Source organism: Rhodovastum atsumiense, from assembly GCF_937425535.1.
Lineage (GTDB): Bacteria > Pseudomonadota > Alphaproteobacteria > Acetobacterales > Acetobacteraceae > Rhodovastum > Rhodovastum atsumiense.
In genome coordinates, this window is the sequence record NZ_OW485601.1 from 4,446,406 (window position 1) to 4,459,519 (window position 13,114).

At 66.3% G+C, this 13,114-nt stretch carries 11 protein-coding genes; 4 read left to right on the forward strand and 7 right to left on the reverse strand.

Annotated elements, in window-relative coordinates; all coding sequences use genetic code 11:
• Positions 1-30: 30 nt before the first annotated feature.
• From NBY65_RS20030 to NBY65_RS20040, 3 genes are all read right to left on the reverse strand, one after another.
• Positions 31-342: a hypothetical protein gene (locus NBY65_RS20030; protein WP_150042914.1), complete on the reverse strand. Its 312-nt coding sequence runs from the start codon at positions 340-342 to the stop codon at positions 31-33.
• Positions 343-402: 60 nt separating this feature from the next.
• Positions 403-1,311 (reverse strand): methyl-accepting chemotaxis protein, encoded by a 909-nt coding sequence (locus NBY65_RS33890; protein WP_150042913.1) that lies wholly within the window; start codon positions 1,309-1,311, stop codon positions 403-405.
• Between the two features lie 463 nt (positions 1,312-1,774).
• Positions 1,775-2,095: a cytosolic protein gene (locus NBY65_RS20040; RefSeq protein ID WP_150042912.1), complete on the reverse strand. Its 321-nt coding sequence runs from the start codon at positions 2,093-2,095 to the stop codon at positions 1,775-1,777.
• 528 nt (positions 2,096-2,623) lie between these two features.
• Here NBY65_RS20040 and NBY65_RS20045 point away from each other — a divergent pair.
• Complete coding sequence (locus NBY65_RS20045; protein ID WP_150042911.1) at positions 2,624-3,493, forward strand: C2 family cysteine protease; 870 nt, start codon at positions 2,624-2,626, stop codon at positions 3,491-3,493.
• A gap of 113 nt (positions 3,494-3,606) precedes the next feature.
• Here NBY65_RS20045 and NBY65_RS20050 read toward each other — a convergent pair whose 3' ends face one another.
• Entirely contained in the window at positions 3,607-4,044 is a 438-nt protein-coding gene (locus NBY65_RS20050) for a hypothetical protein (protein WP_150042910.1), read from the reverse strand.
• Positions 4,045-4,437: 393 nt separating this feature from the next.
• Here NBY65_RS20050 and NBY65_RS20055 point away from each other — a divergent pair, with 393 nt between their 5' ends.
• Entirely contained in the window at positions 4,438-4,644 is a 207-nt protein-coding gene (locus NBY65_RS20055) for a hypothetical protein (protein WP_150042909.1), read from the forward strand.
• A 687-nt stretch (positions 4,645-5,331) separates the two neighbouring features.
• Here the strand turns inward: NBY65_RS20055 and NBY65_RS20060 are convergent.
• The 3 genes from NBY65_RS20060 to NBY65_RS20070 all read right to left on the reverse strand — a co-directional run bounded on the left by NBY65_RS20060 (position 5,332) and on the right by NBY65_RS20070 (position 9,802).
• Positions 5,332-6,702 carry a porin gene (locus tag NBY65_RS20060; RefSeq protein ID WP_150042908.1) on the reverse strand — a complete coding sequence of 457 codons (1,371 nt, stop codon included), beginning with the start codon at positions 6,700-6,702 and terminating at the stop codon, positions 5,332-5,334.
• 549 nt (positions 6,703-7,251) lie between these two features.
• A complete protein-coding gene (locus NBY65_RS20065; RefSeq protein WP_150042907.1) occupies positions 7,252-8,646 on the reverse strand; it encodes a porin in 1,395 nt (464 codons plus the stop codon).
• Positions 8,647-8,836: 190 nt separating this feature from the next.
• Positions 8,837-9,802, reverse strand: coding sequence for a LysR family transcriptional regulator (locus tag NBY65_RS20070; RefSeq protein WP_150042906.1), 966 nt, complete (start codon positions 9,800-9,802; stop codon positions 8,837-8,839).
• Between the two features lie 260 nt (positions 9,803-10,062).
• Between NBY65_RS20070 and NBY65_RS20075 the strand changes: the two genes are divergently transcribed.
• Both NBY65_RS20075 and NBY65_RS20080 read left to right on the forward strand, forming a co-directional pair.
• Entirely contained in the window at positions 10,063-11,361 is a 1,299-nt protein-coding gene (locus NBY65_RS20075; protein ID WP_239002932.1) for a M20 family metallopeptidase, read from the forward strand.
• A 107-nt stretch (positions 11,362-11,468) separates the two neighbouring features.
• The gene (locus NBY65_RS20080) at positions 11,469-13,088 is read left to right on the forward strand and encodes an ABC transporter substrate-binding protein (protein WP_150042904.1); all 1,620 of its coding nucleotides are present in this window, start codon (positions 11,469-11,471) and stop codon (positions 13,086-13,088) included.
• The last annotated feature ends 26 nt before the right edge of the window (positions 13,089-13,114 follow it).

A 13,114-nucleotide genomic window follows, 5' to 3' on the forward strand; every position in this document is an offset into this window, starting at 1 on the left:
CCTGGTGGGTGCGGGGCAACGCCCCGCCGGTCAGGGCCCTTCGATCGTCGCGATCAGCAGGGCATTCAGCAGCGCGCGCGAGGCATCCTCGCCGACGGTCAGGCTTTCCGCGTCGCGCACCGCCCGTGCCAGCACGCGCATGTCCTCGCGTGTGCGGATGGGGGCGCTGGCGAGGGCCAGCATGGCCCGGTCAAGCGCGGCATGCGCGGCGTCGAGATCGGCGCCGGTGCTGCTGCCGCTGCGCTCGACGCGCACCGCGGTGGCCGCGCTGGCCAGCAGGCAGATCCACCGGGTTCGAAGTGCCGGGGTCGTATCGAACAGCGTGGACTCGATGGCATCCATTGGAGTTTCCCTGCAGTCATTATCGCTGCGTTCTGAACGCCTTTTCCTGCAGTATAGACCTTATTCCCCATCCGTGGAATCACGTCCTGGCCCATCGTCGCCGCCGACGACGGTCAGGCCGCCCGTTCCGCCGTGCTGCGCACCACGCTGACCAGGCTGTGCCGGAGTGCCGCGATGTTGTCGGCGACCTCGCTGGAGCCGTGCCGCACCTGCACGGCCTGCGAGCCGGTCTGGTCGGCTTCCTCGGAGACGGTGCCGATCCGGCGATGTTTCTGTGGCGTTACGGTTGATCTCCAGGGTCGCCGCCGTCTGTTCCTCCATGGCCGCAGCGATGGAGCCGCAGATGTGGTCGATCTCGCCGATGGTGCCCCCGATGTCCGCAACCGCGTTCACGGCGCTGCCCATTGCCTGCTGGATCTCCGTGATCTGACGGGTGATTTCCTCGGTCGAGCGGGCGGTCTGCGTGGCGAGTTGCTTCACTTCGTTCGCCACCACGGCGAAGCCGCGGCCCATTGCACCGGCGCGGGCGGCCTCGATGGTGGCGTTGAGGGCCAGCAGGTTGGTCTGGGTGGCGATGTCGTTGATCAGCTTCACCACCTCGCCAACCCGCCCGGCCGCGTTCGCGAGCGAGCGGATGGTTTCCTGCGTCCGTTGCCCCGAAGCCACGGCGCGTTGCGTCAGCGTGGTGGACTGGCGGAGCCGGACGCTGATTTCCTGGATCGAGCTAGTGAGTTGCTCGGTGGCGGCGGCGACCACCTGCACATTGGCCTGGGCCTGCGTGGCGGCAGCGGCGACGCTGCGGGCCTCGGTGCAGACCCGGTCAGCCGAGCCGACCATAGGGAAGCCGCTGATATCGACAAAGGCTTTGTTGACGAAGGTGATGCGGCCGGTGGTGTCGGTGCGCGAAACCAGCAGCTCGCCGTCGGTCAGGATGATCTCGTGCCCCGTGACGGGACCGTTGTCGCGCATTGGCGTGCCGCTGGAACATTAATCCGCAAAAAGCAACAAGTGCGACATTGAAATAAATAGAATATCGCCTTGCGTCATATACACGGAGTGTCGGTAAGTTTCATTGCTTTTTTACCTACGCCGTGGCGTCGATGCCCGGCACGCAGGACATGACGGCACCGCAAGGCCATGCATCGGCGCGGCGGCGTTGCATGGCGTCATTCCTTGCAGGTGGTGTCGGAAGTACGGTCAGACAGGTTCCACGCGACCCCAGTGGTGCGATTGGCGCGGCGGCTGCATGGATGATCAGCACCGGCGATCAGGCAAAAGGAACCTGTCTGACCGCTTCCCGGGTGGGATGACGAAAGCCGGATGCTGCTGATGCTGTGGTTGGTTACGCGGGTCGTGGGGGGCCTGTCCGTTCGACCCTGTTGTTCATTATTGAAACCTTGTCGTTCCAGTCAGTGACAAATCCGACGGTGGTCTAGGCGACCGCCATCAGCTCCGCTGCGGCGCCGTCCTGCACGATCGGGCCCTGCAGCTCATCGAAGCGGAACAGCTTGAAGGCGCGCTGGCCGTCGAGATCGAGCATGCGCAGGCCGTTGACCTCGTCGAGGGTTTGCGCGACGACGGCGAAATGACCGCCATAACGTTGCCGGACAAGCTCGATCGGAATCTCGAAGCTGATGAACTTGCCGATCCCCTTGCGCTGCAGCCTCTCGAGCAGCGCCGCATCGGTGATGGTGGGGTAGGATGTCAGAAAGACCAGCGCTCCGCTGGTCGTCAGCAGCAGCATTGCGTTCATTGACGATCTCCCGTGCTGCACCGCCTCTCTGAACGGCGGCTTGCGCATTTCAGAGTATTTTCTGCTCAAGATGCCGCATTGATTTAAATCAACATGTTATTTACAAGGACTTATACAACCAATAGTCACTAACTGGATTGTCTGTGTGTGTTGGCGCGGCAATCAATCGAGGTTTCTGCCGCAATGCGGGATACTGTGGTTCTTATGATGCAGCTCCTGAGGACTGCCCCTGGGAAAATCACGTGTTGGGAGCGACAGGGTGTGCCGGTGTATTGCCAGCCGCGCAGGGGACGAGCGCACCGGTGCGGTCACGGGCGACGGCAACGCTGCAATGAATGATTCATGCTAAGTAAAAATAAATGATGAGCGGCATTGTTGCGTCGCCCCAAGATTGTCATGGCTTTTCAATATTTATAGTTGTATAGATTCGATTAAATCGCGTTCGGGTTGATGGATCGTGGGAAGATCATGATCCGCTCATGTCTGTCGCGGGTGACGATGTTTTGAATGTAAAACGGAATTTCTTCGATGGCGACCAGGACCGATCCGCGGAAGCAGCTCAGGAATCCCTTGGACGACAACGATGACGGCACCATGCCTTCGGTGCTGGATGCGGTCGGGCCGGGGCATGTCGCGGGACAGCCGGATACGTTCGGCGGCATCATCACCTGGACCTGGTCGCTGACGCCCATCCGCACGGCGGCGCCCACGCCGACGCTGTTTCTGCAGGAAGCAGGCGACACGACGGCCATCAGCGTCAACGACCTTCACCAGGGCAGCATCGGCGATTGCTTCCTGCTCGCCTCGATCGGCGAGCTGGCGCTGTGGCATCCGGACGCGATCCAGAGGATGATCCACGGCAACGCCAACGGCACCGAGACAGTCACGCTCTACCGGCCCCTGAGCAGCGGCGCGTCCCAGGCCGTGGCGGTCACGGTGACCAACAGCTTCCCGTCCTATTCGGTCAACAACGGCACAAACCAGTGTGTGGCCAACGGGATGAAGGAAATCTGGCCGCAGGTACTGGAAAAGGCGGTGGCGACCTTGTGCGGCAGCTACGGCGCCATCGCCAATGGCGGCAGCCCGGTGACGGCGATGCAGGAGCTGACCGGCCAGCCCGCGACCGCGATGGCCGCCAGGTCCGTCACGCTCGCACGGCTGCAGAGCGCCCTCAGCTCTGGTGAACTGGTAGTGATGGGAACGGCCGCGTCCGCCCACCTGCCCTACGGGCTGGTGGGCGGGCACGCCTACATGTTCGAGGGATTGAAGACGGTCAACGGTGCCACCATGGTTCAGCTCGGCAATCCCTGGGGCAGCAGCTACAATCCCTCGCTGATCCCGCTGTCCGGGCTTGCCGCCTCCGGCATCGTGGAGGTCGATTTCGGCCGCCTCGCCTGAGGCCGGGGCCCGGTGAGACCGGGACCCGGCGCGACATCCCTGTCATCGCCTCGGAGCCTGCGAACCGGCGCGTGGAAGCAGAACGCCATGCACGTGCACAGCCAGGGCATGTGTCAGGTGACGGGAGGGGCTGCCTGTGGCGCGACGCGCAAGAGCGCCTGCGCCGCCGGCTCCGCGCGCCGGCTTGCCCGCGCCGTCGTCGTGGCGGCGGAGCGGCGTTCCCGTACCCGGGCCGGGCTTGCCCGCAGCAACTGCATCATCGCCTGCGCCCGCGCCGGTGCATCGGCCAGCGGCCAGTCGAGTTGGTTCACCTCGTCGAGGCAGGTGTCGGCAGGGCTGCCACGGCTGTCGATTTCCTGCGCCAGAATGAGGTTTCCCGACGGTGCCCTGAAGCAGGTGCCCCAGCCGCAGGGAAGCTCCTCGCGCCGGAAGCAGGCCACGTTCTCCTCGGTGGCGATAAAGATCCAGTCCTGGTCGACGGCTTCGATCCAGGCGTAGGGAATCCATTCCCCCGGATCCGGGTTGCTGGCGGCGCAGCGCGGCATCGACATCGGCATGCCCTCCTGGAAATGTCCTCGGCGGAAGCAAATGCCACCAGGTATGGATGACGTTGATCCAAATCAATCCAGCGGGGCGTTCGGGCTTTTGCCGAAAACTGTCACGGGCTGTTGAACCTGGCGCCGCTGGCAGCGATTCTTTCGATACTGTCATATTCTGGTTTTGAGGTCGCAAGGGATGGCCCGCCCTGCATCGGGGCGCCGGGGCATCAGGTTCGCAGCGCGCATGCCATGCACCCACTGCATGTGCTCGAACCATCAGACCGTATTTTCGTCATCTGGTTGCCAGGAACGTGATGCTGCTCCAGGTTCCCTCACGCAGGGGCAGAGTAATAAAATGAGTAAATAAAAATTACTTTCGTACGAAATCACGAGGAGCAACGATCCATGATGGAAAATGGTTTGCACTTCGCCGACTCCATGGACAGTGCGCCTGTGTCCGAAACGGCGCTGGAACGCGCGGCGCGTTATCGCTGGACGGCTGAATACATCCAGGATCCGTCACTGAGCCCCTACCTGATGCGGGTTGCGGAGGAGTACCAGAAGCAGGCGGCGAATGGCGTGTCGCTCCGTGAACCAGAGCCGGTCTTCTGACGTCTGCGGCTGCAACCGTTTCGATCGCTGCCCATGGCGTCGTCGCCGGCCGGTGCTGAAACGCCGGGCGTCGGCAACAACGAGCCCGTGAGAGGCGAGACGTTTTCCTGACCGCCCGGGCAATTCCGGTGCGCACCGAAGCCCCCGTTCCATCAGGGGCACCCCACCCCGGACCAGGGCCCGGCAGGCCCCTCCGAGGCAGAGGCAAGATATTTCCCGGCCAGGACGGAAAGGCGCCGCCCACAGGCCAGGCAGATCCTTCCCCGCCACGCCCATGCGGCACTTCGCGGCGGCATCGGCCACTGTTTTCCGAATATTCCCGAGCCCGTCCCGCCTTTTTTGACCGCCCTTTCCTGCGCGCCCACCGGCCGCCCGGCACGGGCGCGGGCGGCCGCCTGACAGGGTGGACGGCGCCGGCACCGGTGCCGTCTACGATTGGTCCGACCCATGGGCAATGCACTGCGCCGCGGGCAGGTTCAGCCGATGCGCCGACCCATCATGTCAGAGCACGGTTGCACGGATCCGGGGGGAAGGGGGGCCTCGTCCGACGAGGCGGCGCGCGCAGGCCGGAAAGAGCCTCAGCGACAGGCCGGACAGGCGTTAAAGCGACAACAGCGACGAAAGGTCGGAAAGGCGGGGAGAGGGGATCGTGGGTGAGGTCGGGCAAAGGACGACATCGGTCGATCCCTACCAGCGGAACTGCGTGGCGAGCGAGATGGCCTGGGCCCGCGTGTTGTTGTTGCTGGAGACGCCGGTGGCGCCGGTCAGCAGGTCGACGCCGGCCTGGTGGCGGTGGCCGTAAAGATATGACAGAAACAGATAGGCACCGGGGGCCACGGTCAGGGTGCCACCGGCAGCGATGCCGTACTCGTTGCGGCTGCGCGCGACGCCGACGCGCTGCGGCGTCCAGGCCCCGGCGCTCTGGTAGTTGAAGACCTGCACGCCGACGATGGCCGGGCCGAAAGCGTAGGACCCGCCGACGACGTAGGCCACGGCGTCGCGGCCGGCAGAGGGAACCAGGGCCCATTGGCCGTTGACCCGCCCGCTGAGGAAATGGCCGCCGACCGCAAAGCCGCCATAGGTTGCCTGCAGGCCCACGTCGATGATGCTCAGGCCGTCATAGGGGCCGACCGAGGGCGTCGTCGTGCCGTTGTACTGCACGTTGCCCGACTGGATGGTGCCCAGGGTGGCGGCAATGCCGACCGGGCCGATGGCGCTGCGGGCCCGCAGCACGGCATCGATGGTGTTGCGGCGGCGGGCGGCATCGCTGGCGGTCGGGCTGGAGGACAAGGCGTCGCACCCGGTCTGCGCGACCGGGCAGGCGCCGGTATTGGGCTCGTAGGAAATGCCGAAATCGACGACATCGCTGAATTTCGGCGAGACGTAGACCAGCTTGGTGGTGGTGAAGAGATTGCCGACATCCTCGAACGGCCAGGTCGGGATCGTGTTGCCGGAGAAGAAGGCGGTGTCGCCGTTCCAGCCGCCGGCGTTGAAGTTTTCCGAGGTGCCGGTGATGAACAGCGAGGTTGGCTGGTCGGTGGCGCCGAAGCGGAGGAAACCGAGCTGGTCGGTGCCGAAGTAGCCCGTTTCGCGCCGGAAGTACAAGGCCCCACGCGCGTTGTTTGAAGCGGAGATGCTGGTGCCGCCGGCCGCCCCGCCCGCCGCGACCGCGTTGTCCTGGCGGATTTCGAGGAAGGCGCCGAATTTCAGGCCATTCGCCGCGACGGCGTCGAAGCTGGGGTAGAGACGGGCATATTCGTAGAACTGGTAGCTCGCGGTCTTCGAGCCATTGAGCGAGGGATTGTTGCGGCCGCTGTCGCTGGCAGCGGCGAACACCGTGGTCAGGCGGCCGGCGAGGCGCACGGTGACGTTGGATGGCGCGAGCGGAGGATTGGTCGTGTAGGTCGGTACGGCGGTCCCTGCGCCCGGGGTGGAGACGGGCGTCGCACCCGTCGGCGGCGTGTAGGGATACTGAGTCTGGAGCTGGGCCCTGGCGGGCGAAAGGGTGACTGGCACGACGCCGAGCACGGCGACGCCGGCCAGCAGGATGGTCCGCATGCAGCTCTTCTCCGAGGCTTTTCAGGATAGGACGGAAAGGGTGCGTGCCGGACGTGGAACTGGACGTGGAACTTCGATTATCTCCGGAACGCCTGGAGATTATGCGGATCGCCTTTTTGTTTCACAAACAAAAAAAGTATGTTCTAAATTTAACGTACAGATACAGTTTATTACGATTCCGCGCCGACTCAACCGGGAGGCCGCCCGGCTGGCGCACAGCCGGAGCCCATGCCAGGCGGCCCCTATGCCAGGCGGCCCTGTCCGCGGCAGACGACGGACGCGGCGTGCCCTGCCGTGCCGCAGCGCAGGCGGCAGGCCTGGCGCACCGGCGCCTCGGCTTCCTGGCCGTGCGCCGGCGATGGCCGTGAATTTGACGCGGAACGTGGCCTACGGGTGCAGCGGGTGGACGCCCTGCATCGCCTGCTCGGGGGGCGGGTCTGCACCCGGCCGATCATCGACAGCCGCACATGGCCGGACACCCTTGCCCGCGGGCGGAGGCCAGTGATCCGAAACGGGTGATGCGGCCGCGGATACCGTGCATTTCGGCGCCTACCAGCGGAACTGCGTGGCGAGCGAGATGGCCTGCGCCCGCGTGTTGTTGTTGCTGCTGACGCCGGTGGCGCCGGTCAGCAGGTCCACGCCGGCCTGGTGGCGGTGGCCGTAGAGGTAGCCCAGGAAGACGAAGACACCAGGGGCCACGGTCAGGGTGCCGCCCGTGGCGATGCCGTACTCGTTGCGGCTGCGGGCCACGCCGCTGGCCTGTCGGGTCCAGGCGCCCGCGCTCTGGTAGTTGAAGAACTGCACGCCGACGATGGCGGGACCGAACGCATAGGATGCGCCGGCGACATAGGCCACGGCATCGCGCCCCCCGGATGGGACCAGGGCCCATTGGCCATTGACCCGGCCGCTGAGGAAATGGCCGCCGACCGCGAAGCCGCCATAGGTTGCCTGCAGGCCGACATCGATGACGTTGAGGCCGTCGTAGGGGCCGACCGAGGGGGGCGTGGTGCCGTTGTACTGGATGTTGCCCGACTGGATGGTGCCGAGGGTCGCCGCGACGCCGACCTGGCCGATGGCGGTGCGGGCGCGCAGCACGGCATCGATGGTGTTGCGGCGGCGGGCGGCATCGCTCGCGGTCGGGCTGGAGGAGAGGGCATCGCACCCGGTCTGCGCGACCGGGCAGTTGCCGTTGGTGGCGCCACCGGCGCCGCCGGTGCCGGGCTCGTAGGAAATGCCGAAATCGAGCAGGTTGGAGAATTTCGGCGACACATAGACCACCTTGGTGGTGGTGTAGAGATTGCCGACGTCTTCGAACGGCCAGGTCGGCACCGTGTTGCCGGTGAAGAAGGACGTGTCGCCGTTCCAGCCGCCGCTGTTGAAATTTTCCATCGTGCCGGTGATGAACAGCGCGGTCGGTTGGTCGGTCGCACCGTAGCGGAGATAGCCGAGCGTGTCGGTGCCGAAGTAGCCCGTTTCGCGCCGGTAATATAAAGCGCCCCGCGTGTTGTTGGAGGCGGAGATGCTCGGGCCGGTGGCCGCCCCACCCGCGGCGGCGGGATTGTCCGCGCGGATTTCGAGGAAAGCGCCGTATTTCAGGCCGTTCCCGGCGACGGCGTCGAAGCTGGGATAGAGGCGGGCATATTCGTAGAACTGGTAGTTCGCGAGCTTCGAGCCGTTGAGCGAGGGGTTGTTGCGGCCGCTGTCGCTGACGGCGGCGTAGATCGCGCCCAGGCGGCCGGCCAGCCGCACGGTGGCGTTGGACGTCGTGAGCGGGGGATTGGTCGTGTAGTTCGATATCGCCGTCCCGACCCCCGGCGTGGCGACCGGCGTCGTGCCCGCGGGCGGGGTGTAGGGATATTCCGTCTGGAGCTGGGCCCTCGCGGGCGAAAGAGTGGCCGGCACGACGCCGAGCACGGCGACGCCGGCCAGCAGAATGGTCCGCATGCAGCTCTTCTCCGAGGCTTTCGTTGGATGGAACGAAATTCGCGCGGCCCGGACATCGACTGGCTCCAGGGCGCCAGTGGAATAAGATGGGGGCTTAGCAATTACACAAAACAAAAATGTACGTTACATATTTAACTAAATTATCGTGTTAAATTCTCGCGGCACGGTGGTCCCGGCGCCGCGTGGCGGCTCAGCCGGGGAGCCGCTCGGGGATCGGGATGTGTTCGATCTTGCTGAGCAGGTGGCGGCGGAACGCGATTTCCGCCTGGGTGGCGCGCGCGGCAGGATTCCACGCCACGAAAATGTCCACCGGCGCCACCCCGTCGGCGGGCGGCAATTCCCGCAGCAGCCCGGCGGCGACATCGGCGGCGGCGATGTGTTCGGGCAGCGGGCCGATGCCCAGGCCGCAGACGATCATCCGCCGCACCTCGTCGAGGTTGGAGGAGGACGCGATCACCCGCCCGGCGAAACCCTCGCGCGCGCGGAACAGCGCGAGTGGGGAGAGCATGCCGTCGATCTGGTCGGAGACGAAGGAGACGAAGTTCTCCTGCCGCAGATCGGCGATGCGCAGGCCCGGCCGCGCGAACAGCGGGTGCGGCGCGCCGCAATAGAGGCGGTAGGTCTGGCGCACCAGCACCTCGGCTTCCAGCCCCGGCACCGGCGAGCGCATCAGGCAGATGCCAAGCGAGCCCATCTTCTGCTGCAGCCCGACATGCACGTCGGCGGTGGCCATGACCTCGACGCGGAACGTGACCTGCGGGTGCATCTGGTGGAATTCCTGCATCGCCTGGTCGAGGTAGCGGGTCTGCACCCGGCTGATCATCAGCAGCCGCACATGCCCCGACATCTCCTCGCGCGTGCCGGAGACCAGCGAGCCGAAGCGGGTGATGCTGCCGTAGATGTCGCGCACCTCGCGGTAGATGCTGCGCCCGGCATCGGTCAGCTCGAACTTGCCGCCGCCGCGCTCGATCAGCCGCCGGCCGAGCCGCTGCTCCAGCCGCTTCAGCGCCAGGCTGACCGCCGGTTGGGTCAGGCACAGCCGCAGCGCCGCGTTGGTGATGCTGCCTTCCTGCACCACCATCATGAAGGTTCGCAGCAGGTTCCAGTCGAGCTCGCGCCCCAGGCGCTCCGGGTCGGTCGGCAGATGGTTGGGCATCACCGCGGCTCCGCATAAGCACGGATTAGGCTGGCTGCCCAAAACCCGCACACCCCAGGGACGGCACCCGGCCAGTCCCTGGGTCTGCCCAAATTTTCGGCGGGCCAGCCGGGGATGAAGGGCGAGGGGCGGGGAGATGTCATGTCACGCATAAATAGAATTAATAAGGACAATCAGCACTCGCAATTTGTCAAGCCGGCGCACTCGCCCTTTGCTTCCCTTCGGGCGGGGCCGCTTCGCCCGCGCAACGGAGGGCGATGATGCAGGCCATCGACGAGGACGACGCTTCCCTGGTGCGGGGCCTCACCGCCGCGGTGGAGGCGCTGCAGGACGAGGCCGTGGCGTTGCTCTCGGCGCTGGTGCGCGAGCCCTCGCTGCTCGGCCAGGAAGCCGGTGCGCAGAAGATCATGGCCGGAACCTTCGCCGGGCTCGGGCTGGAGGTGGACACCTTCGCCATCGACGAGGCGGCGCTGCAGGGGATGCCGGGCTGGTCACCCTCGCTGATTTCCTATGATGGCCGGCTCAATGTCGTGGGCGTGCACCGCCCGCGCGCGGCGCGCGGCCGGTCGCTGATCCTCAACGGCCATATCGACGTGGTGCCGCCCGGCGAGGCGGCGCGCTGGACCACGCCGCCCTTCGAGCCGGTTGTGCGCGAGGGACGGCTGTACGGTCGTGGCGCCGGCGACATGAAGGCGGGGATCGTCGCCTATACCATGGCCTTCAAGGCGCTGCGCAGCCTGGGGCTGGCGCCGGCGGCACCGGTCTATCTGCAATCGGTGATCGAGGAGGAATGCACCGGCAACGGCGCGCTTGCCTGCCTGCAGCGCGGCTACCGCGCCGAGGCCGCGGTCATCCCTGAGCCGTTCAACCAGACGCTGATGACGGCCCAGCTCGGGGTGATGTGGATGCAGGTCGAGGTGCGCGGCCGCGCCGCCCACATGATCGACCGCGGCCAGGGCACCAGCGCGATCGATGCCGCCTTCAGCGTGGCCGCGCATCTGCGCCGGCTGGAGGCCGCCTGGAACGAACCCGCCGCCCGCCACCCCCGCTACGCCGCCCACGCCCATCCGGTCAATTTCAACCTCGGGCGCATCGAAGGCGGCGAGTGGACCTCCTCGGTGCCGGAATCCTGCGCCATGCACTGGCGCCTGGGCTTCTATCCCGGTGAGGACCTGGCCGAGGTGCGCGGGCGCGTCGAACGCTGCGTCGCCGAGGCGATCGCCACTGACCCGGCGCTGGCCGGCTGCGCCGCCACGGTGCGCTGGGCTGGCTTTCAGGCCGCCGGCTTCGAGATCGATCCGGGCGCGGCGGTGCTGCAGGTGCTCGGGGAGGCGCATCGCGCCGTGTGCGGGCGCGACGCCGCCGAGCTGGCCTGCACCTGCACCACCGATGCCCGGTTCTTCGCCCTGTACGGCGACACGCCGGCCACCTGCTACGGCCCGGAGGCAAGCTCCATCCATACCGTCGATGAATCGGTGTCGCTGGCCAGCCTGCGCGAGGTGACCACGGTGCTGGCGCTGTTCATGGCGCGCTGGTGTGGCGTCGAGCCGATCGCGTGAGGCCCGGCCGTCCCCGCGATCCGCACGCGCTGCCCGGGGATGGCACGGCATGGCACGGCGGGCGGCGCAACGACCGAACGGCAACGAGACACAGGGAAGAGCCCGACATGACCTCCCAGCCACTCCTTTCGCGCCGATGGCTGCTCGCCGCAGGCTGTGCCGCGGTGGCCCTGCCCCCGGACGGCCCGGCGACGGCGGCGCCAGCCCCCGCGCCGGCCACGCCGGTGCGCGGCGGCACGCTGAACGCCATCATCCAGCCGGAGCCGCCGCTGCTGGTGATGGGGCTGAACCAGCAGGCGCCGACCCAGACCGTCGCCGGCAAGATCTACGAAAGCCTGCTGACCTACGATTTCGAGCTGAACCCCAAGCCAAGCCTCGCGCGCGCCTGGGAGGTGTCGGCCGACGGGCTGACCTACACCTTCCACCTCCAGGACGGCGTGAAGTGGCATGACGGCGCGCCGTTCTCCGCGCGCGACGTGGTGTTCACCTTCAAGACTTTCCTGATGGAGACCCACCCGCGCGCCCGCGCTTTGTTCGGCCGCTGCAGCAGCATCGAGGCGATCGACGACACCACCGTGGTGTTCCGCCTGAGCGAACCGTTCCCGGCCTTCCTGCAGTGCTTCGAGGTCTCGAACGCGCCGCTCATGCCGGCGCATATCTACGAAGGCACCGATTTCCGCGCCAATCCGAAGAACGCGACGCCGATCGGCACCGGGCCGTTCCGTTTCGACGAATGGGTGAAGGGCAGCCATATCCACCTGGTGGCCTTCCCCGAGTACTGGCAGAAGGGCAAGCCCTACCTGAAGGACATCTATTTCAGGATCATCCCCGATGCCGCTTCCCGGGCGCTCGCGCTGGAGACCGGCGAGGTGATGCAGTCGCAGTTCACCGACATCGAGCCCTTCGACGTGCCGCGGCTGGTGAAGAACCCGAAGCTGCAGATGACGAAGAAGGGCTACGAGTTTGTCGCCCCGCTGATGTGGCTGGAGCTGAACACGCGGGTGAAGCCGCTCGATGACAAGCGCTTCCGCCAGGCGATCATGTACGCGCTCGACCGCCAGTTCATCCGCGACAAGATCTGGTTCGGGCTGGGCCGGGTGGCGACCGGGCCGATCAACTCGGTGACGAAGTTCTACGATCCCAACGTCCGCAAGTATCCCTACGACCCGGCGAAGGCGAAGGCCCTGCTGGACGAGATGGGGCTGAAGCCGGATGCGAAGGGCGTGCGGGCCAGCCTGAAGTTCATGCCGCTGCCCTATGGCGAGACCTGGCTGCGCCTGGGCGAGTACATCAAGCAGGCGCTCGGCCGGGTGGGCATCGCCATCACCCTGGAGAGCACCGACGCCGCCGGCTGGGGACGGCGCGAGGCCAACTGGGATTTCGACATCACCGCCAACATGCTCTACCAGTACGCCGATCCGGCGATCGGGGTGGCGCGCACCTATCTCTCCAGCAACATCCGCAAGGGCGTGATGTTCACCAATACCATGGGGTATTCCAACCCCGAGGTGGACACGCTGTTCGAGCAGGCGGCGCGGGAGGTCGATCCCGCCAAGCGCCAGGCGCTTTATTCGCGCCTCCAGAAGATCCTGGTCGAGGACGTGCCGGTGGCCTGGCTGCTGGAACTGGAATTCCCGACAATCCAGAGCCGGCGCCTGCACAACGCCATCACCACCGCGATCGGCGTCAACGAAACCTACGCCGACGCCTGGCTGGACGCTTCCTGAGCCAACAGGCTTCGGGAGGTGGGGCA

Excerpts from the sequence above, each read along its gene's own strand:
- NBY65_RS20070 (WP_150042906.1), bottom strand. The coding sequence starts at position 9,802 with ATGCCCAACCATCTGCCGACCGACCCGGAGCGCCTGGGGCGCGAGCTC.
- NBY65_RS20050 (WP_150042910.1), bottom strand. The coding sequence starts at position 4,044 with ATGTCGATGCCGCGCTGCGCCGCCAGCAACCCGGATCCGGGGGAATGG.
- NBY65_RS20045 (WP_150042911.1), top strand. The coding sequence starts at position 2,624 with ATGGCGACCAGGACCGATCCGCGGAAGCAGCTCAGGAATCCCTTGGAC.
- NBY65_RS20055 (WP_150042909.1), top strand. The coding sequence starts at position 4,438 with ATGATGGAAAATGGTTTGCACTTCGCCGACTCCATGGACAGTGCGCCT.
- NBY65_RS20075 (WP_239002932.1), top strand. The coding sequence starts at position 10,063 with ATGCAGGCCATCGACGAGGACGACGCTTCCCTGGTGCGGGGCCTCACC.
- NBY65_RS20040 (WP_150042912.1), bottom strand. The coding sequence starts at position 2,095 with ATGAACGCAATGCTGCTGCTGACGACCAGCGGAGCGCTGGTCTTTCTG.
- NBY65_RS33890 (WP_150042913.1), bottom strand. The coding sequence starts at position 1,311 with ATGCGCGACAACGGTCCCGTCACGGGGCACGAGATCATCCTGACCGAC.
- NBY65_RS20030 (WP_150042914.1), bottom strand. The coding sequence starts at position 342 with ATGGATGCCATCGAGTCCACGCTGTTCGATACGACCCCGGCACTTCGA.
- NBY65_RS20080 (WP_150042904.1), top strand. The coding sequence starts at position 11,469 with ATGACCTCCCAGCCACTCCTTTCGCGCCGATGGCTGCTCGCCGCAGGC.
- NBY65_RS20060 (WP_150042908.1), bottom strand. The coding sequence starts at position 6,702 with ATGCGGACCATCCTGCTGGCCGGCGTCGCCGTGCTCGGCGTCGTGCCA.
- NBY65_RS20065 (WP_150042907.1), bottom strand. The coding sequence starts at position 8,646 with ATGCGGACCATTCTGCTGGCCGGCGTCGCCGTGCTCGGCGTCGTGCCG.